General features: G+C 68.7%; 17 protein-coding genes. 8 read left to right on the top strand and 9 right to left on the bottom strand.

Annotated elements, in window-relative coordinates; translation table 11 throughout:
• Nucleotides 1-100: 100 nt before the first annotated feature.
• On the bottom strand, nucleotides 101-964 hold the full coding sequence (locus tag AADV74_RS10570) for an alpha/beta hydrolase (RefSeq protein ID WP_342113809.1): 864 nt from the start codon (nucleotides 962-964) through the stop codon (nucleotides 101-103).
• A gap of 105 nt (nucleotides 965-1,069) precedes the next feature.
• A complete protein-coding gene (locus tag AADV74_RS10565; protein WP_342113808.1) occupies nucleotides 1,070-1,435 on the bottom strand; it encodes a DUF2834 domain-containing protein in 366 nt (121 codons plus the stop codon).
• Nucleotides 1,436-1,547: 112 nt separating this feature from the next.
• Between AADV74_RS10565 and AADV74_RS10560 the strand changes: the two genes are divergently transcribed.
• On the top strand, nucleotides 1,548-2,372 hold the full coding sequence (locus AADV74_RS10560; RefSeq protein ID WP_342113806.1) for a hypothetical protein: 825 nt from the start codon (nucleotides 1,548-1,550) through the stop codon (nucleotides 2,370-2,372).
• A gap of 11 nt (nucleotides 2,373-2,383) precedes the next feature.
• On the opposite strand, the gene AADV74_RS10555 is transcribed toward AADV74_RS10560, so the two are convergent.
• Nucleotides 2,384-3,802 (bottom strand): MFS transporter, encoded by a 1,419-nt coding sequence (locus AADV74_RS10555; protein WP_342113804.1) that lies wholly within the window; start codon nucleotides 3,800-3,802, stop codon nucleotides 2,384-2,386.
• 277 nt (nucleotides 3,803-4,079) lie between these two features.
• Here AADV74_RS10555 and AADV74_RS10550 point away from each other — a divergent pair, with 277 nt between their 5' ends.
• Together AADV74_RS10550 and AADV74_RS10545 are read left to right on the top strand one after the other, a co-directional pair.
• Entirely contained in the window at nucleotides 4,080-6,866 is a 2,787-nt protein-coding gene (locus AADV74_RS10550) for an immune inhibitor A domain-containing protein (RefSeq protein WP_342113801.1), read from the top strand.
• Between the two features lie 73 nt (nucleotides 6,867-6,939).
• Nucleotides 6,940-9,096, top strand: coding sequence for a S9 family peptidase (locus AADV74_RS10545; protein WP_342113799.1), 2,157 nt, complete (start codon nucleotides 6,940-6,942; stop codon nucleotides 9,094-9,096).
• Nucleotides 9,097-9,231: 135 nt separating this feature from the next.
• Here the strand turns inward: AADV74_RS10545 and AADV74_RS10540 are convergent, their stop codons facing one another.
• The 4 genes from AADV74_RS10540 to AADV74_RS10525 form a co-directional block, all read right to left on the bottom strand.
• A complete protein-coding gene (locus AADV74_RS10540) occupies nucleotides 9,232-10,095 on the bottom strand; it encodes a pentapeptide repeat-containing protein (RefSeq protein ID WP_342113797.1) in 864 nt (287 codons plus the stop codon).
• A gap of 129 nt (nucleotides 10,096-10,224) precedes the next feature.
• Nucleotides 10,225-11,343, bottom strand: coding sequence for an NYN domain-containing protein (locus AADV74_RS10535; protein ID WP_342113795.1), 1,119 nt, complete (start codon nucleotides 11,341-11,343; stop codon nucleotides 10,225-10,227).
• A 305-nt stretch (nucleotides 11,344-11,648) separates the two neighbouring features.
• On the bottom strand, nucleotides 11,649-12,482 hold the full coding sequence (locus AADV74_RS10530) for a DNA/RNA non-specific endonuclease (protein WP_342113793.1): 834 nt from the start codon (nucleotides 12,480-12,482) through the stop codon (nucleotides 11,649-11,651).
• 72 nt (nucleotides 12,483-12,554) lie between these two features.
• Complete coding sequence (locus AADV74_RS10525; protein WP_342113791.1) at nucleotides 12,555-13,781, bottom strand: lipase family protein; 1,227 nt, start codon at nucleotides 13,779-13,781, stop codon at nucleotides 12,555-12,557.
• A gap of 119 nt (nucleotides 13,782-13,900) precedes the next feature.
• Between AADV74_RS10525 and AADV74_RS10520 the strand changes: the two genes are divergently transcribed.
• Complete coding sequence (locus AADV74_RS10520; protein ID WP_342113789.1) at nucleotides 13,901-14,419, top strand: MarR family winged helix-turn-helix transcriptional regulator; 519 nt, start codon at nucleotides 13,901-13,903, stop codon at nucleotides 14,417-14,419.
• 410 nt (nucleotides 14,420-14,829) lie between these two features.
• On the top strand, nucleotides 14,830-15,660 hold the full coding sequence (locus AADV74_RS10515; RefSeq protein WP_342113787.1) for an aggregation-promoting factor C-terminal-like domain-containing protein: 831 nt from the start codon (nucleotides 14,830-14,832) through the stop codon (nucleotides 15,658-15,660).
• 251 nt (nucleotides 15,661-15,911) lie between these two features.
• Here the strand turns inward: AADV74_RS10515 and AADV74_RS10510 are convergent, their stop codons facing one another.
• Nucleotides 15,912-17,984 (bottom strand): glycosyl hydrolase family 28-related protein, encoded by a 2,073-nt coding sequence (locus AADV74_RS10510; RefSeq protein WP_342113785.1) that lies wholly within the window; start codon nucleotides 17,982-17,984, stop codon nucleotides 15,912-15,914.
• Between the two features lie 292 nt (nucleotides 17,985-18,276).
• Here AADV74_RS10510 and AADV74_RS10505 point away from each other — a divergent pair, with 292 nt between their 5' ends.
• From AADV74_RS10505 to AADV74_RS10495, 3 genes are read left to right on the top strand one after another with little or no spacing between them, the layout of a single operon-like run.
• A complete protein-coding gene (locus AADV74_RS10505; protein WP_342113783.1) occupies nucleotides 18,277-18,951 on the top strand; it encodes a hypothetical protein in 675 nt (224 codons plus the stop codon).
• Nucleotides 18,948-19,835 (top strand): hypothetical protein, encoded by an 888-nt coding sequence (locus tag AADV74_RS10500; RefSeq protein ID WP_342113781.1) that lies wholly within the window; start codon nucleotides 18,948-18,950, stop codon nucleotides 19,833-19,835. Before AADV74_RS10505 ends, AADV74_RS10500 begins: the two co-directional genes overlap by 4 nt.
• Before the next feature lie 31 nt (nucleotides 19,836-19,866).
• Entirely contained in the window at nucleotides 19,867-20,031 is a 165-nt protein-coding gene (locus AADV74_RS10495) for a hypothetical protein (RefSeq protein ID WP_342113779.1), read from the top strand.
• 42 nt (nucleotides 20,032-20,073) lie between these two features.
• On the opposite strand, the gene AADV74_RS10490 is transcribed toward AADV74_RS10495, so the two are convergent.
• Nucleotides 20,074-21,906: a glycoside hydrolase family 2 protein gene (locus AADV74_RS10490; RefSeq protein WP_342113777.1), complete on the bottom strand. Its 1,833-nt coding sequence runs from the start codon at nucleotides 21,904-21,906 to the stop codon at nucleotides 20,074-20,076.
• Nucleotides 21,907-21,945: the final 39 nt, after the last annotated feature.

Below are 21,945 nucleotides of genomic sequence, written 5' to 3'. Positions count from 1 at the left end.
CTGCCGCGAGCGCGAACTCGCGGCATCCGCTCGCCGGCTGTGGCCGCCCAGCGCGAGGCTGAGCGGCCACGACGGGCGAACGAGCGGGTGCAGCGGTGCGCTAGGCCGCCGCGTACTTCTGAGCGAATGCCAGCGCCTCGTCTGCGACGGTGCGCCAGCCGCTGTCGATGATGAGCGAGTGGCCCCGATCCGGGATGACGATCTCCTCGGTGACGCCGGGGTTCTTCGCCTGGATCTTGTAGCTCGCGTTGCTGATGGCCAACGGCACCGTGTTGTCCTTCTCGCCGGCGATGATGAGCAGCGGGCCGCGGTCGGGGTTCTTCGAGTCGACGGTCGTCTCCCCGCCGAACGGGTTGAAGTTCGCCGTCGCCGCCTGGAACAGCGGCGCCCCTGCTGCAGGCACGTGGTAGGTCTCGAACAGGTGGCGGGCCTCGGCCTCATCGAGGTTGTTCGCCCAGCCGAAGGTGAACTGCTCGAACGTGAGCGACACGCCGCGGTTGATGTTCGCCGGGTTGGTGAGCACGGGCGACGCCGACTTGAGTGCGGAGACGGGCAGCGGCAGCACACCCTTGAACGGCGCGTTGTCGATCGAGATCGTGGCCTCCGCGACGCCCTCCCCCGCGATCTTCTGCGCGATGAGTCCGCCGAACGAGTGCCCGATCACGACGGGACGCTTCTCCAGTCGCGCGATGGCGGCCAGGTAGTGGTCGGTGACCTGCGCCACCATCTTCTTGGCGAAGGCCTCCGGATGCTCCCGCGCCTCCGCGACGGTGTCGGGGTCGTCGGGCCAGCCCGGGGCGAGCGAGGCGTAGCCGTTGTCGTCGAACAGGTCGCGCCAGGCCTTCCAGCTGCTGGAGAGCAGCCAGAGTCCATGGACGAAGACGACCGGAGTGCGGCCCGATTCGTTCGCGGCGTCGATCTCGGCGATCTCCCACTCCGTGAGCAGAGGGACTGATGCTGTCATGCGGTTCTCCTGAGGGTCGGTGGTACCGGTGGAGCTGCGGATGAGAGCGCGATCTGGTCGAGGGCGATCCCGTCGCCCAGTTTCGACCCTGCGGGGTGCCGGGCGCTAGGGCGCGGGGTCGATCGCGTCGGAATGCGTCGGTGCCGCGATGGCTCGCATCCGTCGCTCCCTCATTGCCAGGAAGAGCGGGAAGGTGAAGGCGAAAGCGGTCACGCCCGACGCCACGACGTAGAGCCAGCCGAAGCGCATGCCGAGGCGCCGAGCCTCGATGATGATGAACACGCTGCCGGCCACGGCCGCCACGAGCAGGTCGACGGTGAGCGACGACACGGCGGGTCCGCTGCCGAGCCAGTCGCCGAAGAAGTCGCGCAGTTGCACCACGGCGAGAGCGTTGAATGTCCAGGTGCCCACCAGCCCGCAGACGGCGAGCGCGAGGTAGACGACGGCGAGAGGGCTCCAGTGACGGGTCATGGGCTCATTCTGGCTGGCGGATGCCGCACTCCGAGGTTCAGAATCGCCTGTCGTCCCCCATCTAGCGCGCGCCGCGCCCCGCCGGGTTCCCGGGTACGCCATGCTTGCGACCATGGCCGCGTCCCCCATCACCACCATCTGGGCATGGGGAAACTCCGTGCCCCCGACCGAGGATGCCCGAGGCAACGGCTACGCCGACATGACACCGGCGGGAGTGATCGGCTTCGCCTCGGCGCATTCGCTGACGACCGTCTACCTGAGCGTTCCGTGGGCGGCAGACCAGGGCGGCCCCATCCAGGACTGGCTGCTCGCGACGGTCACCGGGTTGCAGGCGACCGGAGTGCGCGTGCTCGCCCTCGGCGGCGACCGCTCCTGGGTCGCCGAGCCCGCCCTCGCCGTGTGGTGGGCCCGCGCCGCCCTGGCCTCGGCTCCGTTCGACGGACTGCAGTTCGACCTCGAGCCGTGGGTCGCAGGCACGGCGCCGAGCGTCTACGCCCCGCAGCTCGCCGCACTCTATGCCCTGGTGCGCTCCTCCGTGCCGCTCGGCTCGGGCGCCCTCCTCGCCGACGCGCCCTGGTGGTGGGCGGTCACGCCGACCGGCGGCCCCGGCAGCCCGACCGTGCTCGACCTCACGCTGCCGCAGCTCGACGGCATCGCCGTCGTGGCGTTCGCCGACCACGCGACCGGGAGCGACGGCATCATCGCCCTCGCACAGCCGGCCGCGACTGCGGCATCCGTCGCCGGGAAGCCGTTCACCATCGGCGTCGAGACCGACACCCCCGAGGTCGCCGGTGGCGCCCAGTACACCTTCTTCGATGAGGGCTCGGCAGTGCTGGAGGCCGAGACCGGCCTGGTGCGCGACGCCTTCGTCGGCCTGCCGGGCTACTCGGGCATCGCCGTCGAGCACCTGCGCAGCTGGCGGGTGCTGAAGGCCTGAGCTGAGGGCCGCTAGGCCGCCGGGGCGCCGGCGGCGGCATCCGGCGCGGTATCGGCTGCCGCATCCGGAGTCGCCTTCGGGGTACGGATGCCGGCGAACGACACCAGCCCGCCGGCGATGAACAGCACCGCGGTCACGAGCGCCACGCGATGGAAGGCGTCGGTGTCGAGCGTGCCGCCGATGATGGCCCCGGCGCACGCGATGGCGACGAGACCGGCCACCCGTGACACGGCGTTGTTGACGGCGGAGCCGATGCCGCTCTGCGCGGTGCTGACGGCACCGAGGATGGCGCTGGTGAGGGGTGCGACCGTGATCGACAGGCCGAGACCGAACAGCAGGATGCCGGGCATCATCTGCAGCCAGAACTGGAGGGGGTCGGTCACTGTGAGCATGAACAGGAACCCGGCGCCCATGGTGAGCGGCCCTATCGTCATGAAGCGACGAGGTCCGTAGCGGCCGGCGAGCGAGCCGAACAGCGTCGACAGGGAGATCGAGAGGATCGACAGCGGGATCGTGGCGAGGCCTGCCGCCGTCGCGGAGAACCCTCCGACCTCCTGCAGGTAGACGGCGATGATGAACTGCCCCAACGACAGGGCCGCATAGACGGCTGCCGTGGCGATGTTGCCGACCGCGAAGTTGCGCGCCCGGAACAGCGAGAGGGGCATGAGCGGATGCCGCGAGCGTGTCTGCCACCAGAGGAAGGTCGCGAAGCAGATGAGGCCGCCGATGAGCGGAATCAGCACGAGTGGGTCGTCCCAGCCGAGGCGACCGTGCTCGATGAGGGCGAACACCGGTCCGGCGAGTCCGAGCGAGGCGAGCACGGCGCCGAGGACGTCGATGCGCACACCGGCGGCGGCGTGCTCCGGGATGCCGAGGCGTGCCAGGCGCATCAGAAGCACGAGCGTCAGGGCGATGGGCAGCACGTTGAGCAGGAAGATCGAGCGCCAGCCGACGGTGTCGACGAGCAGTCCGCCGAGGGGCGGACCGACCACGAAGGCGACGCCGGTCCACGCCGTCCACGTGCCGATCGCCTTCGAGCGGGCCGGGCCGTCGAAGGTGGCCGTGATGAGCGCGAGCGAGCTCGGCACCAGCAGCGCGGCACCGATCCCCTGCACCGCGCGGGACCCGATGAGCACGAACGCCGTGGGCGCGAGGGCGCAGGCGAGGGAGGCGATGCCGAAGATCACGAGGCCCAGGCGCAGGATCCGGATGCGGCCGAACGCGTCGGAGAGCGACCCGGCCAGGAGGATGAAGGATCCGAGCGTCAGCAGGTAGGCATCGATGACCCACTGCTGGGTCTCGATCGAGCCGCCGAGGTCCGCCGAGATCGAGGGCAGCGCCACGTTGACGATCGATCCGTCGAGGAACGACACGAAGCTGGCGAGCACGGCCACCCAGAGCACCAGGCGTTGCCGCATCCGTTCGTCCATGTGGGCAGTCTGACACCGCTCCGGGCCTCGCACACCCCGAGCACGGGATGACGATTGCTCACCTTCGCTGCGCCACCCCCGCACGGGTGACAGATTCTTGCGCGAAACGACCCGACGACGAAGGATCCCCGCAAGATATTCGTATGTCCCTCCAATAAGGGCCACAGGCATTTACCAGCGAGGGGTCTTAAGGGCAGGATTCGGGTTACGTCCGTTCACACATCGGACGCCGTTTGTGCCCGGTGGTCATCACTGCGGGGTACGTGGAGGGAGAAGCATGTCAGGAAGCAAGGCTCGGCGCAGGCGCGTCGTAGCTGTAGTCCCCATACTCGCTCTCGTCGCCGCCGGCCTGGCGACGACGGCTGCAGTGGGGCCGGCAGTGGCAGGACCGCAGATCGCACCGACTATCAGCGATTCCGAGTACTACATGAACTACGCGGAACCGCGGGCCGAAGCGGCCTTCGGCACGGACATCGCCATCGATTCGTCTGCGAACCGCAACGCGGAGCAGGCGATCCTCGAGGCCCAGAGCGTCGATGAGAAGTTCGCGAGTGGCAACCCGGTCGCAGCTCAGGGACTGGCCAAGCTCGAGTCGGAGTCGATCAAGACCGGCAAGAGCCCCAAGGCCCTCAAGAGCATCTACAAGAAGGCTGCGACGACGCAGAAGGCCAAGCTCCTCACGATCCTCGTGGAGTTCAACCCCAACGCGGCGGACGACTTCTCCAACGTGCAGGTCCCGACCGAGTTCGGCGCGACCGAGTGCAAGCTCGGCGACGTGCAGAGCGGGCCCCTCCACAACACCATTCCGAACCCCGCGGATGCCTCGAAGCCCGACAACAACTCGATGTGGGTGCCCGACTTCTCGTCGAAGCACTTCAACGACATGCTCTACACCGACAAGGGCATCACGAAGCGCGTGCGCACGGACCTCACCGGTCCTGACGGCAAGAAGGGCTTCGACATCTCGGGCTACACCATGAAGCGGATGTACGAGGAGATGTCGCAGGGCGCCTACACGGTGACCGGATCGGCGACCCCGTGGATCACGGTGCCGCACTCCGAGGCCTACTACGGCGCGAGCACCTGCCACCTCAACGACGAAGGCGTGTACGAGGCCGGAGCCGTCCAGGACATGCAGGGCCACCCCGACAACCCCCTCGGTGCCGGTCAGCTTCCGATCGACGCCGTGACGTCTCTCGCCGCCGCACAGCCGAACTTCCCGTGGGCCGACTACGACCTCGAGGACCAGGGCGACCGTGACGGCGACGGCAACTTCACCGAGCCCGACGGCGTCATCGACCACGTCGTGCTCGTGCACGCCGGATCCGACAAGTCGGGTGGCGGCGGAGCCGAAGGCACCTACGCCATCTGGGCGCACTCCTCCGCTGTCGCGGGTGGAGCGGCCATTCCGGGCACGAACCTCAAGCTGTCGAACTACATCGTTCAGCCCGAGGACTCGGGCGTCGGCGTGTTCGCCCACGAGTACGGCCACGATCTCGGCCTGCCCGACCTCTACGACACCTCAGGCAACGCCGACTCCGACGTCGACTTCTGGGACCTCATGTCGTCGGGATCGCACAGCGGACCGATCTTCCAGTCGATGCCCGCCCACATGGGCATCTGGGACAAGTACGTGCTCGGTTGGAGCGACCCCGAGGTCATCAACCCCGGAGACAAGGCTCGCACCATCGCGGTGAGCCAGGCCTCGCGTCCGATCAAGTACACCGAGGACGGCGTGAAGATCAACCTCCCAGACAAGGTGGTGACCCTCGCGACCCCGCACAGCGGTGAGGGCATGTGGTACTCCGGTGCCGACCAGTCGTGGGCGGACGTGCGTCTCTCGCGCGCTGTCGACGTTCCGACCGACGCCAAGTTCTGGATGTGGAACAACTACGTGATCGAGGAGGACTGGGACTTCGGCTTCGTCGAGGTGTCGACCGACGGCGGTACCACGTGGGTGAACGAGAAGGTCTACAACGAGGACGGCTCCGAGGCATCGACCCCGGATGACTACCCGGACCCCAACGGAAACCTGGCCACCTTCGGCAACCTCAAGTACGGTCTCACCGCATCCTCGGGCGGCTGGGCTCACCAGTACGTCGATCTCTCGGCCTACGCCGGGACGTCGGTCGACGTGCGTCTTCGCTATGCGACGGATGCCGCATTCGAGGAGCGCGGCTGGTTCTCCGACGACTTCGCCCTGACGAGCGGTGACACGCCCGTCTGGACGGATGACGTGGAGGGTGGCGACAACGGCTGGACCAACGAGGTCTCGACGCACACCGACACCACCGGTGCCGGCTGGCACATCGATTCCGGAACCCAGGTCAAGGCGCAGTACTACATGGTCGAGTGGCGCAACTTCGATGGCTTCGACAAGGGCCTCCAGTACGCCTACACGACCGTCTACAGCGATGACGCCTGGAAGGTGCAGAAGATCAAGTACAACGCGCCCGGTGCCCTCGTCTGGTACCGCGACACGACGTACGGCGATGTGAACCACGTCACCGGCAACCTCACCTCGCTCCCGAGCGGTGGGGCCAAGGGCGGTCTGCTCATCGTCGACAGCCACTTCGACCCGCTGCGCCGCACAGGCGCCGCTGCCGAACTGGATCCGTCGACGCTGAAGAACATGACCTCGCGCGCCAACTCGTCCAACGCGGCCTTCGGGTTGAAGAAGACGTACCCCTTCACGGAGTGCATCACGGACGAGGCGTTCACCGAGTACTGCACCAAGGTTCCGGCGCAGGCCCCGGTGAAGACCTTCACCGACGACAAGGGTTGGGTCCCCGGCATCGAGGTCAATGACGCCGGCATCTTCTGGCGGTACGCCCAGGGTTCGGTCGTCGTCCCCTCGGTGAATGGTGCCCCGTATTCCACCCGCGTGGTTCACGCCGACGGCAGCCCCGCCACGGAGTACTACGGCGAGGATCTCGGCTTCGGTCCGCTCGGAACCGGCAACCCGGCTGACGCCGGCGTCGGCTACGGCACCAAGGTCGAGGTGAAGGCCTCGCTGTTCGACAAGGTGGCGTTCCTGCGCATCACCGCACCGCGCGTCGGCTAGTCCGACCGCACCGCACCACGAGGCGTCGATCCCTTCGGGGGTCGGCGCCTCTGCGTTGCGTCGGAGGTTCCGGATGCCGCCCACCGCCGCCGGGTACGCTGAGATCGTGCTCACTCCCCCGGTCACTCCGAAGCAGCCCACCGAACGAACCCATCACGGCGACACCGTGGTCGACGACTACGAATGGCTGCGCGCCAAGGAGGATCCGGCTGTCCTCGCGCACCTGCACGAGGAGAACGCCTACACGAAGGCGCGCACCGAGAAGCTGGGCCTGCTGCAGGAGCAGATCTTCGAGGAGATCAGGAACCGCACCCAGGAGACCGACCTCAGCGTTCCCCGCCGTGAGGGCGACTGGTGGTACTACACCCGCACGGTCGAGGGCAGCCAGTACGGGATCCACTGCCGCGCCCCGATCAGCTCGCCCGACGACTGGACTCCGCCCGTGCTCGAAGGGGATGCATCCGTTCTCCCCGGAGAGCAGATCCTGCTCGACGACAACGCGGAGGCCGCAGATCAGGAGTTCTACTCCCTGGGCAGCTTCGACGTGTCGACCGACGGCAGCACCCTGCTCTACGCGACCGACCTCGAGGGCGATGAGCGCTACACGATCCGGCTGCGTTCCCTGGCTCCGGATGCCGCGGGCGACGAGTTCGGAGACGTCATCCCGAACACCTCGTCCGGTGCACTCTTCGACCCGAGCGGCCGCTACCTCTTCTACGCCACTGTCGACGACGCCTGGCGACCCGACACCATCTGGCGGCACGAGATCGGAACGCCGCAGTCGGCCGACGTCTCGGTGTTCCACGAGCCCGACGAGCGCTTCTGGATCGGCGTCGGCCTCACCCGCAGCCGCCAGTACCTCGTGATCGAGGCCGGGTCGAACGTGACCACCGAGATCCACCTGCTGCCGGCATCCGACCCGACGGGCGAGTTCTCCGTGGTCTGGCCCCGGGTCGACGGCGTCGAGTACGATGTCGAGCACGCGATCGTGAACGGCCACGACAGGCTGCTCATCGTGCACAACGACGGGGCTGTGAACTTCGAGCTCGTCAGTGTCGCGGCATCCGACCCCCAGGGCGATCGGCGGATGCTGCTCCCCCACGATCCGGCCGTGAGGCTGGAGAGCGTCGATGCGTTCCGCGACTTCGTGTCGGTGGAGTACCGCCGTGACGGCCTGCCGCGCGTGGCCGTGGCGCGCATCCCCGACGCGACGCACGACGACGCCTTGCACGAGCTCGGCTGGGACGAGCCGCTCTTCGCCGTGGGCACCGGCTCCAACCCCGAGTGGACGCAGCCGACCCTGCGCCTCGGCTACACCAGCTTCGTGACGCCGTCGACCGTCTACGACTACGTCGTGGCCACCGGCGAGCGCCGCCTGCTCAAACAGCAGCCCGTGCTCGGCCACTACGACGCGAGCCTGTTCGAGCAGCGCCGCGAGTGGGCGACGGCGGCGGACGGCACCCGCATCCCGATCTCGCTCGTGTACCGCCGCGACCTGGTGACGCCCGGTGAGCCCGCCCCGACCCTCTTGTACGGTTACGGCTCCTACGAGCACTCGATCGACCCTGGATTCGGCATCCCCCGGCTCAGCCTGCTCGACCGCGGCATGATCTTCGCCGTCGCCCACGTGCGCGGCGGAGGCGAGATGGGCCGGCTCTGGTACGAGAACGGCAAGAAGCTGCACAAGCGCAACACCTTCACCGACTTCGTCGATGCGGCGAAGCACCTCATCGAGGGCGGCTACACCTCGCCGTCCCAGCTCGTCGCCCAGGGCGGCAGCGCCGGCGGACTGCTCATGGGCGCCGTGGCGAACATCGCACCGAAGTACTTCTCCGGCATCCTCGCCGAGGTGCCCTTCGTCGACCCGCTGACGTCGATCCTCGATCCGTCGCTTCCGCTCACAGTGATCGAATGGGACGAGTGGGGCAACCCTCTCGACGACGAGGAGGTGTACCACTACATGAAGTCGTACTCCCCGGTCGAGAACGTGCATCAGGTGCACTACCCGCGCATCCTCGCCGTCACCAGCCTCAACGACACCCGCGTGCTGTACGTGGAGCCGGCCAAGTGGGTGGCTCGCCTCCGAGAGGTCGGGGCGGATGCGCTGCTCAAGGTCGAGATGGCGGCCGGCCACGGCGGCGTCTCGGGTCGCTACAGCGCCTGGCGGGAGCGCGCGTTCGCCTACGCCTGGGTCATCGACGCTGCGGGCGCGCACCCCAGCGGGGAGTAGGCGGGACGGCTTGCTCGATGGCCCGCCACCGTATGAAGGCACCCGGATCGGCTACGCCCCGGAATCCCGGGCCCGGGTCGGCGGATTCCTTCACGCGGTGGGCGGATTGCCTTCACACGGCGGAGCGTCGCGCGCTCAGGCGCCCCAGTGCCGCGGCATCTCCAGCCCGGCCGGCAGCCGCGTCGACGCGTCGCCCCGCGCCGAGGCCACCTGCGGCCCGGTGAGGAACAGCGCCGCCGAGAGGTCGGCGCCTCCGAGGTCGGCGTCCCGCAGGTCTGCGCCGATCACATCGGCCCCCGTGAGGTCGGCACCACGCAGGTCCGCTGCGATCAGATAGGCGCCACGCAGGTTCGCACCGCGCAGATCGGCACCGCGGAGCTTCGCGCCCATGAGGTCGGCGCCGCGTCCGGCTCGCGGATGCGGGTCCCGGCCGGCCAGCGCATCCGCCCGCACCAGCTCACTCACCTGCACCAGAATCGCGTTGACCCGCGCCCAGTGATCGTTCACGTCGAGCGCGAGCAGGGCATCCGGAATTCCCATAGTCAGAGTCTCGGTCTCGGCGATCATGGCAACGATCTCGGAACCGCTGCCGGATGCCGCGCCTCGGCCGCCGGCGAGCGACCCAGCCCGCGCCCTCGCCTCGACCAGGTACCAGAGCAGCTCGTGCAACTCCTTCATCACTCCGAACGAAGCGAACATCGCCGAGGCTGTCGAGCGATCCGCACGCCAGCTGCGCCCGCCGAAGGTCTGCTGCGAGATGTGCTGGCCGGCACCGAAGCAGTCGTACACGGTGCAACCGCGGAAGCCGATCTCGCGCAGCTCTGCGTGCACTCCGCAACGGTAGTCGTCCTGCAGGTTCGGGCACGGGTCGCCGGCGCTCTTGTCGATCGCGAAGTCAGCGGATGCCACGAAGTTGAGCGCAACGCAGCACAGCGCGAAGCAGTTCGCGCAATCGGCGCGCAGCGCGCTGCGATCGGTCAGCGGAAGCAGGTCGGGCACGCGATCCAGCCTAACGACCGCACCTCGGCGGCGGCTGGCGCGGACTGGGCGGGGGCTCGATGGCGCGGCGGGTGCAGGAACCCCCGCCGGGCCATCGGAACCCCGCCGAGCGGGCCGAATGCTCGGCGGTCAGGCCTTCAAGCGCAGGCGACGCGTGTTGGCCGCGGCCTTCTCGTTGACCTCCACGACGTCGGACCGCGACGCGATGAAGTCGGAGAAGGACTTGAAGCCGAGGGGCTTCTCCTTGAACGCAGGATCCATGCGGATCATCTGGTTCTTCACCTCCGAGGTGAACGCCCACTCCTCGTCGTTGGAGCGGGTGTGCACCAGGCGCAGCGCGCGCACGAGCAGGTCGGTCGCGGCCTTCTGCGTGGTGGCGGGGTCGACGGGCGCCTCATCGAGGTCCTCGTCGAGCGCCGAATCGAGCGGCTCGAGCGGGTGCGAGAACTCAGGTGTGGTCGTCGGCTTGCGCTTCGGTCCACTCTCGGAGGCGGGGGCGGATGCCGCACCGGATGCGCCGGCATCGGCCTTGGCTGCGGCATCCGTCGACTTCGCCCGACGGGATCCGGCCTTCGCCTTCGTGGCGGGTGCGGCCTGGGCCGCATCCGTTGCCGGAGCCTCTGCGGGAGCAGCAGCGGCTGTTGGGGCGGCTGCCACCCGCGGCGGGGCCACCCAGCGCTCGATGCCCGGGAGGTCGTCGTAGTCGGAGAACTCGTCGCAGGCGGCCATGAGGGCGCGGCTGGTGGCACCGGCGACACCGATTCCGATCACGTGCCGGCCGAGCCGGCGGGCGCGCTGGGCGAGGGCGATGTAGTCGGAGTCGCCGGCGACGATCACCACGTGGGTCACGTCGGGCAGGCGGAAGAGGTCTTCGACCACGTCGACGGCGAGACGGATGTCGGCACCGTTCTTTCCGGCGAGAGTGGTCGTGAACATCTGGGTGAGGTCGATCGCGCGGTCGATGAGCTGCTTCTGGTACGCCGCGTTCACGCGCTGCGACCAGTCGGCGTAGGCGCGGCTGACCACGATGGAGCCGAAGGAGGAGGCGTAGTCGATGACGGCGCCGACGTCGACCTTGGCCTGCTGCAGGCGGCCGGAGACCTCGTCCGTTCCGCCGGAGACCACCTCGTGCGTACGGGCGCGGTCGCGGGTGAAAGCGGCCTTGCCGAACATCTGGTTGTACCGGGAGATGACGATGTTGTCGAAGTCGATGTAGACGGCGACGCGGGGAGTCTGGGGTTCTGCCATGTGCCCCATCATCCTCGGTATCGCGGCGGCCCGCTCTCCGTGGGGGTGCTCCGCTCGCCGGTTGCGGCCGCTCGAGGGCCGCAACGGACGTCGTTCCTGGCCACTTGTGGTCGCTTCGAGCGTCGCGAAGCGACCACAGGTGGCGAGCGGGTGCACTCCCCGCTCGCTGAGGCCCCGACGTGGACCGCGGTCGAAGCGCCCACCGATTGTGCCACCGGATGAAGCAGCCTGATGCGCGTCGCGCGATCGCTGGGGTCATCCCTCAGCAAGCGGCACTGCGGGACGACGTCGGCAATGGAGTCGACCTACAGCAGGATGTCGCCCGGCTCGGTGAGCTCGCGCCAGCCTCCGGCGGCGATGGACTGCGGCATCCGGTCGGCCGCGATCAGCTCGTCGAGGTCCAGCCCCGTCGCCGCCGCGATGTCGGCGATCGGCACCTGGAAGGTGCGGTACGGCCCGAGCAACGGGGGCTCCCCGGCGACGCGCAGGATGCGCTCGGCCTCGTGGTCGCGCACCAGCGCCGACTGGTCGAGGATGAAGCCGGCGGCGAAGAGCTCGGAAGCGGCATCCGTCGTCGACACCCACGCCACCACCTTCCAGAAGCGCAGCGGAATCCGGATGCCGCGATACGGCGGATCGTCTGGCCCCAGCACCGGCGCCGTGAACACGCTGAGCTTCAGCTCGTTGACGCTCGCGAACGTGAACACGTGGTCCTCGAGGCCCAGCCACAATTGCTTGCCCTGGTTGAACGTCGCGGCCTGCGGGGCCGCATTCGTGAAGTGGAACGTGTCCGACTCGGCCGTGTCGGCATCCGGCCCCCAGACCGGATCCCGACGACGCACCAGATGCCCGCGGTCGAGATCGTTGCTCGCGTATACGGCCGGCCCGGTCTGCCAGTCGACCGGGACGCGCTCGTCGAAACGCCAGTCGTCGCCGCGCGGCACGTCGACGATGGCTGATCCGTCGATATTCACACCGGTCACGCGGGCAAGTCGACGCTCCCGATCGAGGTCGACCGTGAAGTGAACGTAATCGAGGATGGCCGACTCGGCCTCGGCGGATGCTGCAGTCTCCGACTCGACGGCGGCCGGGGTCGGGAACGGAACGGGAACGGCGAGGAAGTCCGGATCGAAGCCCATGACCCCAGCCGACCACGGACCGCCGACAGCGCACAAGGGCCCGCCCGGGAACGGCAGGCGACGCGACCGACGTCACCGCGGGCCGGCACCCACCGACGCGAACCACGGCAGCACCTTCGGAACTGCCCGCAGTGCGACCTCTCCGTGCCCCGTGTCGGCGATCTCGTCGTAGACCACGACGACGCCGAGCGCGCGCTCCCGGTGCACGAAGTCGCTCGTGAGGTCGGGGTGCACGAGTGTGTCAGTGAGGCCCTGGGCCACGAACAGCGGCACGGGAAGTGCCGTGGCGCCCGGGGTGTTCTCGGCGAGCATGGTCTTCCACGGTTCGGTGGTGGCCGGATCGGCCGTGAGGTACTTCCCGATCAACGGGGTCGCGATGGCGTGCAGCTCCGTGTTCTGTCCGAACAGGCAGAGCTTCGCCATGGCGGGAACCGCTTCTGCGCCGGCCGGGGTGAGGATGGCGGAGAGCTGCGCATCCGGAGTCGACGGCCCGTAGACCGAGTTGAAGGCCGCGAAGGCGTACGCCGAGATCGTGACGCCCGAGACCGTGCCGATGTCGGCGTTCATGAGCGAGCCGAGGTCGGTGGCCGGCGCCGCGACGGCGACCGCCTCGAGCGAGAGCTCCGGGGCGTACTCCGCCGCCATCTGCCCGGCGAACAGGGCGGCGTGCCCGCCCTGCGAGTGACCCCAGAGCACGAGGCGATCGCCCGCGCCGGTGGGCAGCGCTCGCGCCGCGCGCGCAGCGTCGAGCAGGTTGCCGCCCTCGGTGGCGCCGATGAGATAGGAGTCGGGCCCGGCGGCGCCCATTCCGGAGTAGTCGGCTGCGACCACGACATAGCCGGCATCGAGGAAGTCGCCCAGGCCTTCGATCAGGAGGAAGGGATCGACGCCGACGGATGGCGCACACCGCTGGGCCGCCCCGGTCGTCGGATGCCCCCACGACACGATCGTGCGGCCGCCCGGCGGCGCGGTTCCGACCGGAGCGACGACCACGCCCGAGGTGAGGATGTCGTGACCCAGCGCATCCGTCGAGTGATAGAGCACGCGCCAGGCCTCGGAGCCGGCGGGCGCACTGAGCAGGCGCTCGGAGCGCAGGACGGTTCCGGGAGGAGCGGATGCCTCGGAGCCCGTCGTGCGATAGAAGGCCGGTGCCTGCCACTCCTCGATGAGACCCGCGTCGACGCGCCGATCGATGGTGAAGGTGAAGACGGCGATGACCGTGGCGACGAGGGCGGCGAGCACGGGGACGACCCAGCGCCGCCGGCGACGGGACCGCGTGACATCGGGAGGCTCAGCCACACCCGCACTGTACCGTGGCCGTCCGCCGCCTGGCACGCGGCGTTCGCGCACCAGGAACAGGCGTGATCGACCCGAGACGATCTTGGTTGTCCCTTCAACCAATCGGATAGAATCGCGGCATGGTCGATCCCCGCCCCGTGACCGCCCCGCGCATGAGCGCGGCTGAGGAAGCGGCGTGGGTCCGCCTGATCGCGGTGACCGAGCTCCTACCCGGCGCGCTCGACGCCCAGCTGCTCCGCGACGCCAGACTCACGCACTTCGAGTACCGCGTGCTCATGGTGCTGGCGGACTCGGAGAACCAGACGTCGGGCATGACCAGGCTTGCGTCGCATACGAACTCCACGCTCCCGCGGTTGTCCCATGTGGTCCGCCGCCTCGAGGACCGTGCCCTCGTCGAGCGCTTCCCCTGCCCTGAGGACCGTCGAGCCACGAACGCCCGATTGACGGATGCCGGTCGCGCAGTGTTCGCGGAGGCCGGCCCCGGTCACATCGAGACGGTGCGGGACTTCGTGCTCGACGCCCTCTCGCCCGAGCAGCTCGACCAGCTCTACGCCATCAGCGGGTCGCTCCTCGGCCGCCTCGATCCCGAGGGCAGAATGACCGCAACGTCGTGCAGCCGGGCGCCGGCATCCGTCTGACAACACACGCCCCTTGCACGAAATCAGGCTGAATCGGCCTGTTTCCAAGAATTTCTGCGATTCCGGCCAGTTTTTCGGCCGCCGCCAGAACTCCCTACGACACCCCTCCGATCCCCGTCATTCCGGGGATGCACGGTGATGAGACCGGGCGGATGCGACATCCGGATTCGGATGACATTCACAGGACAACATGAGGTTTCGTTCAGAGAGCGTGTGCAGACTGTCGACTTCGCCCGGGCGCCCCCGCCCGAGGAACGAAAGATTCAGGCCCGCGCCAGCCAGTGTGCCGCGCGAACCGCTGAGTGAAAGTCATACGAAACCTGTTCTCCTCAACGAAAACCCGTACGTCCGCCTCGAAGTCGGGGGCGCACAACGCCTCCTCTCGAACCTCCATCTGGCACCGCGGCCGTGTGCCCATCCTCACCGCCGGCGCCATCGTCGCCGTCGGAAGCATGGTCGGAACCGGCTTCGTGCTGCAGTCGGCCGTGACCGCTCAGAATGAGCGCAACGTCGCCACCGCCGCCTTCGCCCAGAGCACCGGCCTCCACTCGGAGCAGCTCGGCACACACGGCGGCATCCTCGAGGCCCAGGCCACGAAGTCGGCCACGGTGACGCTCGCGAACGCCAAGGCCACCGTCGCCGCAGCGAAGGACAAGACCGACGCCAGCACCCTGTCGACGCAGGTCGCAGCCCTCGGCCACTACGAACTGCTCGCTCCCCAGCGGGTGTTCGAGCTGGTCGACGACATCTCGGCCGAGGCGCACAAGGTCGCCGCCGCAACCGCCGAGGTGGACCGCATCGCCGCAGAGAAGGCTGCCGCAGAGGCCGCCGCCGCCGCTGAGGCGGCAGCCGCAGCCGCCGAGGCGGCCGCCGAAGAAGCCAGTGCGTCGACCGAGACCGCCTCGAGCGGATCGCGCCCGTCGGCTCCCTCGAACCCGAGCGAGGCGCAGGCCATCGCCCGCGACATGATGGCGGCTCAGTACGGCTGGGGCGACGACCAGTTCGGATGCCTCGTTCCGCTCTGGGCCAAGGAGTCCGGCTGGAACGCCAACGCCTACAACGCATCGAGCGGCGCCGGCGGCATCCCGCAGGCGCTGCCCGCCAGCAAGATGGCGTCGGCCGGGGCGGACTGGGCCACGAACCCGGCCACCCAGATCAGTTGGGGACTCGGTTACATCGCCGGCCGCTACGGCACGCCGTGCGCCGCCTGGGACACCTCCGAAGCGCAGGGCTGGTACTGATCCAGCGCCGCAGCGCCTTCGCAGCGCCAGCGGCATCCGCTGCCTGAGAACAGGCCCGATCGACTGATTCCTCCGGGAACAGGCCGATCGGGCCTGTTCTCGTCTGTGGGCCTGCTGTCGCGCCGCAATCAGACGGAACACAGCCAGGCGGACGTTTACAGGATCAGCACTCCGATGGCGCCCGTGCAAGCGGCATCCGTGTCCTGATCCTGTAGACGTCCCTCCCTGTGACGGCTACGAGCGCGAGCGCATCACCACGCGGACGGCCCCGGCGGCACCACCACGGGCGGGCGGTCGTCGCAGGTGATCGTGTTCGGCAGCTCCCACGGCGCCAGCCACGGACCCGTCGTGCCGCCGCCGTCATTGCCGCCCAGGTCGACGAGGGAGAACTCCGACCCCGCCGGCGTGAAGTGGAAGGTGCCGCAGTTGTTGACGCCCACGGCACCCACGTTGCGGGCGTCCACGTTCTCGAATGTCGCGCTCCCCGCCGCCCGGGCGCTCAGCACCGACGTTCCGGTGCCGTCGACCCTGATGTCGGCGAAGTGCAGGTTAGTGACCGAGTAGAGGTCCTTCACCGGCCAGTCGGCCACGACCATGATCGCGTTGTAGGTGTTGTCGAGGAAGTGGTCGCCCACGACCTGGATATCGGCGTCGATGTTCTTCTCCAGTGCGTAGACCCAGATGGCGCCGAGCCCGATGTTCCAGTTGAGCTCGTAGGTTCCCGCGCGCACCGTGGTGTTGTCGGTGATCCAGAGGTGACCCGTGAACGCCTCGGCTCCGAACCGCGACCCGACCTGGATGGCGCTGCCCTCGCGGATCGGATCGGCGATCAGGTTGTTCGACACGGTGTTGTCGGTTCCGCCGTAGATGGCGATGCCGTTCGCGAGAGTCGGCGTCTGCACGGTGTTGTGGTCGAAGGTGTTGCCGGCATTGCCCACCTTCTCCGACCACATCGCCAGGCCGTCGTCGCCGGTGTTGCGCACGAAGTTGTTCGCCACCGTGGAGTTCGTGACTCCGGTGTGGAAGTTCAGTCCGTCGGCGATCTGGTCGACGATCACGTTGTTCGTGATCGACACGTTCGTCATCGGTCCGTCGAGCCAGATGCCCACCTTGGTGTGCTGGATGTACAGACCGTCGATCGACGAATCGCTGAGCGCACCGCCGATTCCGTTCACCTGGTCGGTGTCGATGCGCTCGCGCACGTCGCCCTGGATGGCGAAGCCCGACAGGTGCACGTTGCGGCTGCCTCCCACCGAGGCATCCTTTCCGTAGAAGCCGACTCCGGTGTGCACCGATCCGTCGGGAGTCGGCGTCGACAGCGCGACCTCCTTGCCTCGGATCGTCGTGTACCAGCTGCCGGCACCCTCGATGGTCACGTCGTCGACGATGATGTGCCGGTTCACCTGGTAGACGCCCGGCGGCACGTAGACCTTCAGCCGGTGCTTCTTGGCGAACGCGATGGCCTTGTCGAAGGCCGCTGCCGAGTCCTTCTTGCCGAGGGGGTCCGCGCCGAACAGCAGCACGTTCGCCGCCACGAGTCGCACGTGCGGAAGGGCGACCTTCTCGCTGTCGAGCAGATCGATCACGGTGACGGATGCCGCACTGCCCGCAGGCGCCGTGAGCCGCACGACGTCGCCCGCCTTGTACGTCTTGCCGAGGAGCAGCCGCTGCTCGTCGAAGAAGTGCATGGGACGGAACGGCGTCGAGATCGTCGGCGTCGGCGTCGTCGCAGACGGAACGCAGGCGCACTCGGTGATCCACCAGTCCGGATGGAGAAGACCGGCCTGCGGGTCGTTCGTGAACGGGTACTGGTTGTACAGCCAGGAGTACTGCGACGTGAGCGTCATGGTGCGCTTCGCGCCGCCGTTCACGGTGACGGCGAGCGGTGCCGTGATGCCGCCACCGGTGGCCGAGTCGGGGAGGCTGTAGCGCACGGTGATCGCGTTCGCGGCCTTCGGCAGCGTGAACTCCACGTACTGGCCGGGTGTCAGGGACACCGCGCTGCGCCCCGACGCCTCGGCGGCCAGCGTGTAGGCCGTGCGATCGGCGGCCACGAGCGACCCCGAGGTGGTGGCGTTCTCAGCCTCCTGCTCACTGAAGGCGACGGCGGCGCCCCGGCCGGCGACCAGTGACGGATCGAGCGCCGCACGAGTGACGACGGGCGGCGGGGCGGATGCAGCCGCGCCGACTGCCGCCGTCGCCGACCCTGCTCCGGCCACGGTCAGTGCCGCCGTGGTCACGAGCGCCGCGATCATCGAGATCGCCACCCGCCCCGGCGGCCGTCGCGTGGCCACGCTCGCTGTGCTGGATCCGTTCCGTGTCATCGTCGACTCGTCTCTCGAAGTGGTGCGCTGCAGTGGGCACCGGCGTGCTGGGCACATGCGGTAATGAGGCCGACCCTACGAGGGCGGCATCCGACGCACAAGGGTCTGTGAGGAAATGTCAACTGTTTGACCAGTTCTTGCGTGAACGCGCGCACGGGCTTGCAGGGAGCGTCGCAAGCCGTCGCGCAAGAGCCCACAATGCATTGCCCTGCGACACGGGAAGGCGGATAGTGGAGGCCACCGGCACGGCCGGTATCGCATCGGCCGCCGATCCCCCTCCCGGGAGGCATGTATGCGCGTCAGCACCGTGCGTTCACTCGCCGTCGCGGCGTTGACCGTCGCCGTCGTCGCCGGATGCGCTCCGACCAGCCAGGATGCCGAGCCCCCGTCGGCGACGATCGCCACCGACGCACCGACCACGGCCACGACGGGCCCTCCTCCCGACGACGGCGGAAACGGCGATGGCGACGTGGCCATCGAGTTGGCGCAACTCCCGATCGGCGGTGGCTCGGCACAGGATCCTGCCGATCCCGCTCGGCAGTGCGTCGACGTCAGCTGGATCGCGCAGAGCGGGGAGGGCGTTCCCGTCGGCATCGTGGTCAGGGTGACGGGTGCAAGCTTCTCGCCGCCGATCTTCGATGTCGTCGACGGCTGCGCCGGTGACGCCCCATCGTGCCTCGGCTACACCTTCGACGCCACGGCGCAGAACTGCGTGCTCGCCGTCGTCGGAAACGGGGCGGTCTTCGACCCTGGCGCCCTCGACAGGCCCACGGTGAGCCTCGCCGGCTCGGCCGAGTGCGACGACCCCGGCTCCCAGGAATGCTCCGCCTTCGTCGCGGGCGTGCAGGCTGACCCGAACGTCGCGATCCCGCTCGAGTTCCCGCCCGAGGGCGGCACTCCCCCGGGCGACGACACCACGACCGACGTCGAGGCCCCGTCCGGCGACGACAGCGGCGCGGGCGAATGATGGCGGCACGGGCGACACCTCTCGATGCGACGACACCCGACCCACCCGAGGGCGCGCGCTTCGAGCGCTGGATCGGATTCCTCGGCAATGTGATAGCACCGGCCACGCTCATCGGAGCCCTGCTGTTCTACTTCGGCTACGTCTCCTCCCGAGCGCAGTACGACTACTTCGGCGTCGACGTCGACGTCATCGGGCTCGGCACCCAGGACTACGTGATGCGCAGCCCGCAGCCTCTCCTCGTTCCCCTGCTCGTGTTCGTGCTGCTCGGCGGCGGCCTGGTCGCCGTGCACGCAGGCGTCATGCGCCGCAGCGACCGTCCGGGCTTCGGGCGACGGATGCGGCGAGTCGTCGTGGCCGGCCTGATCGTGCTGGCCGTCGGGGTGATCCTGCTGCTGCTCTACCCTGTCGTCGGCAGTTGGCCCCTCTACCCGCTCGTCACGCCGCTCGTGATCGCGGCGGGCGGTGGCAGCGCCGCCTACGCGCTCGCCGCGCTGCGCCCACGCCCGCGCCTGGCGCTCGTGGTCCTGCTCTGGCTCGCCGTCGCCGCTGCACTGTTCTGGGCCACAGCCACCATCGCCCAGTGGTCGGGCCGCGGAATCGCCCAGGCACAGGCGCGGGACCTCGGTCGCCTGCCGAGCGTCATCATCGACACGCAGCAGCGCCTCTTCCTGCCCACCGAGGCCGGGGTCGATGAACTCGAGCTGCCAGATTCCGCCGAGGAGAAGTTCCGCTACCGCTACTGGGGGCTTCGGCTGCTCATCGTCGGCGACGACAGGATGTTCCTCGTGCCCGACGCGTGGAGCAATCGCGACACCACGCTGGTGGTTCCGCTCGACGGATCGTCGAGGGTGCAGTTCCAGTTCCGCAACGACGCACCCCGCTGATGCGCGCGCAGACCGGAGTAGCGTGGCGCCCATGACCGACACCAACCTCCCCGACGACACCAGCCCCGACGACCGCGACTTCGCCGACGACCCCGAGGTGCAGGCGAAGCTGCGCAAGGAGAACGACAAGGACCTCGGCGTCGACCCGTTCTTCGACGGCGCGAACATCACCGAGAGCGACGGGCCGGTCCTCTAGGCCGCGCCCCAGCGCGGCTCGTCCGCTCCGCGTCCCAACTCTCTACGCACCCGGCCCCGTGATGATCGCGCGGATCTCCTCGACGGGCAGCTTCGGCACGCGATCCGTGCTCAGCAGTCCGTTGGTCTCCTGCAGGGTGTCGGCCAGTTGCGTGTAGCAGAACCCGGCCAGCACCTCGCTCTCGTGGATCGCTCCGAGCAGCGACCCCAGCCGCTGTCGGAAGTCGTCAGGAGAGGTCGCCGCCGTGTAGCCCCACGCGTCGTCCACGCGTTCGACGTCGAAGGAGATGCCGCCGAACTCGGTGAGCATCACGGGCGCGGCGCTGACGTCGCCGCTCAGCACCAGCACGCGTCCCGCCGGGCCGATGCCGTCGACCATCGCTTCGATCGCTGCGCGATCCCTGTAGCGAGTCCGCATCACCTCGGCTGATCCCTCGTAGTCGTGGATGGCGAGGATGTCGGTGTCGACCTGCTCCCACCCGTCGTTCGAGACGACAGGGCGGGTCGGATCGAAGGCCTTCGTCAGCTCGACGAGCGCACGTGCATAGTGCCGCATCCGCGAGTCATGAGCGATGTGCTGAACGCCCCAGCTCTCGTTGAGCGGCACCCACGTGACGATCGACGGATGCGAGTAGTCGCGCTGCATGACCTCGAGCCACTCGCGCACCAGCCGCGAGGCCGAGGTCGGGGTGTACGTGAAGCTCGCCGGCGACTCACCCCAGACGAGAAGACCCAGCCTGTCGGCCCAGAACAGGAACCGGGGGTCCTCGAACTTCTGGTGCATCCTGGTGGCGTTGAATCCCAGATCCTTGATGATCTGGGCCTCGGCACGCAAGGCGTCGGCCGACGGAGCCGCGAGGTTGGAGTCGGGCCAGTAGCCCTGGTTGAGAACTGAGCGAACGTAGTACGGCCGCTCGTTGAGGAGGAAACTGCCACGGGCGACGGTCGCGGTGCGCAGTCCCAGGTAGGAAGCCACCGCGTCGGTCGACTCCTCGGAGGCCAACGTGATCGTGGCATCGATCAGGCGCGGGTGCTCAGGCGACCATAGCAACTCCTCGTACGACTGGCCGTTGGTCTGCGCGGGCAGTGGCACCACGATCTCGAGCTCCGCCCCGGCCGCGCGGGTGGACGCGCGGCCGATGAGCGCGCCCTCGAAGCTCAGCTCGACACCGATGTCCGTATCGGCGGCCGGGGCGACCGAGAGGCCGATGCGCGCGTGCACCTGGGCGGTGACGGGGTCGCTGGACCAGTGCACCCACGTGATCGACACAGGGGGTACCGACTCAAGCCACACGGGCTGCCAGATCCCGGTGGTGCGGTGGTACCAGATGACATGCGGCTGTTCCCGCCAGTCCTGCTTGCCTCGCGGCTGGGCGACATCGACGGGGTCGTCCTCGACCCGCACGACGATGGTGTGCTCCACGCCCGCAGTTCCGGCGTCGGGTCGCAACGCATCGGTGATGTCGAACGAGAACGGCGTGTGGCCGCCCTCGTGGCTGCCGACCTGAGCACCGTCGACCCAGACCCGCGCCCTGTAGTCGACGGCTCCGAAGTGCAGCAGCATCCGTCGGCCGGCAGTGTGTCCGGCCTCGATGAAGTCGGCCTCCGTCACCGTCGAGCGATACCAGACGACGCGGTGGAAGGACGTGTCGTTGATGCCGGATGCCGCGGACTCCGGCGGGAACGGCACCGTGATGGTGCGCTCGAAGGATGCAGCCAGAAACCAGCGCTCGGCGAGGCCGACGTTGTCATCGTCGAATGCGAAGTCCCACTCGCCGCAGAGATCGCTCCAGCTCCGGCGCACGAGCTGCGGCCGCGGGTAGACGCCGTCCTGCTCGCTCGCCGGCGGGAGGAGGGAATGGTCTGCGTTGATCATGCCGACTAGCATGCCTCAGATTTGCAGCGCTGTAAAACA

Origin of the sequence: Leifsonia stereocauli (assembly GCF_038432415.1) — a bacterium.
Classification (GTDB): Bacteria; Actinomycetota; Actinomycetes; order Actinomycetales; family Microbacteriaceae; genus Orlajensenia; species Orlajensenia stereocauli.
The sequence above is the reverse complement of the archived record's forward strand: the minus strand, read 5'-3'. Positions and strand labels throughout refer to the sequence as shown.

Excerpts from the sequence above, each read along its gene's own strand:
- AADV74_RS10550 (WP_342113801.1), top strand. The coding sequence starts at position 4,080 with ATGTCAGGAAGCAAGGCTCGGCGCAGGCGCGTCGTAGCTGTAGTCCCC.
- AADV74_RS10565 (WP_342113808.1), bottom strand. The coding sequence starts at position 1,435 with ATGACCCGTCACTGGAGCCCTCTCGCCGTCGTCTACCTCGCGCTCGCC.
- AADV74_RS10545 (WP_342113799.1), top strand. The coding sequence starts at position 6,940 with ATGCCGCCCACCGCCGCCGGGTACGCTGAGATCGTGCTCACTCCCCCG.
- AADV74_RS10520 (WP_342113789.1), top strand. The coding sequence starts at position 13,901 with ATGGTCGATCCCCGCCCCGTGACCGCCCCGCGCATGAGCGCGGCTGAG.
- AADV74_RS10495 (WP_342113779.1), top strand. The coding sequence starts at position 19,867 with ATGACCGACACCAACCTCCCCGACGACACCAGCCCCGACGACCGCGAC.
- AADV74_RS10560 (WP_342113806.1), top strand. The coding sequence starts at position 1,548 with ATGGCCGCGTCCCCCATCACCACCATCTGGGCATGGGGAAACTCCGTG.
- AADV74_RS10570 (WP_342113809.1), bottom strand. The coding sequence starts at position 964 with ATGACAGCATCAGTCCCTCTGCTCACGGAGTGGGAGATCGCCGAGATC.
- AADV74_RS10535 (WP_342113795.1), bottom strand. The coding sequence starts at position 11,343 with ATGGCAGAACCCCAGACTCCCCGCGTCGCCGTCTACATCGACTTCGAC.
- AADV74_RS10490 (WP_342113777.1), bottom strand. The coding sequence starts at position 21,906 with ATGATCAACGCAGACCATTCCCTCCTCCCGCCGGCGAGCGAGCAGGAC.
- AADV74_RS10530 (WP_342113793.1), bottom strand. The coding sequence starts at position 12,482 with ATGGGCTTCGATCCGGACTTCCTCGCCGTTCCCGTTCCGTTCCCGACC.
- AADV74_RS10555 (WP_342113804.1), bottom strand. The coding sequence starts at position 3,802 with ATGGACGAACGGATGCGGCAACGCCTGGTGCTCTGGGTGGCCGTGCTC.
- AADV74_RS10510 (WP_342113785.1), bottom strand. The coding sequence starts at position 17,984 with ATGACACGGAACGGATCCAGCACAGCGAGCGTGGCCACGCGACGGCCG.
- AADV74_RS10505 (WP_342113783.1), top strand. The coding sequence starts at position 18,277 with ATGCGCGTCAGCACCGTGCGTTCACTCGCCGTCGCGGCGTTGACCGTC.
- AADV74_RS10500 (WP_342113781.1), top strand. The coding sequence starts at position 18,948 with ATGATGGCGGCACGGGCGACACCTCTCGATGCGACGACACCCGACCCA.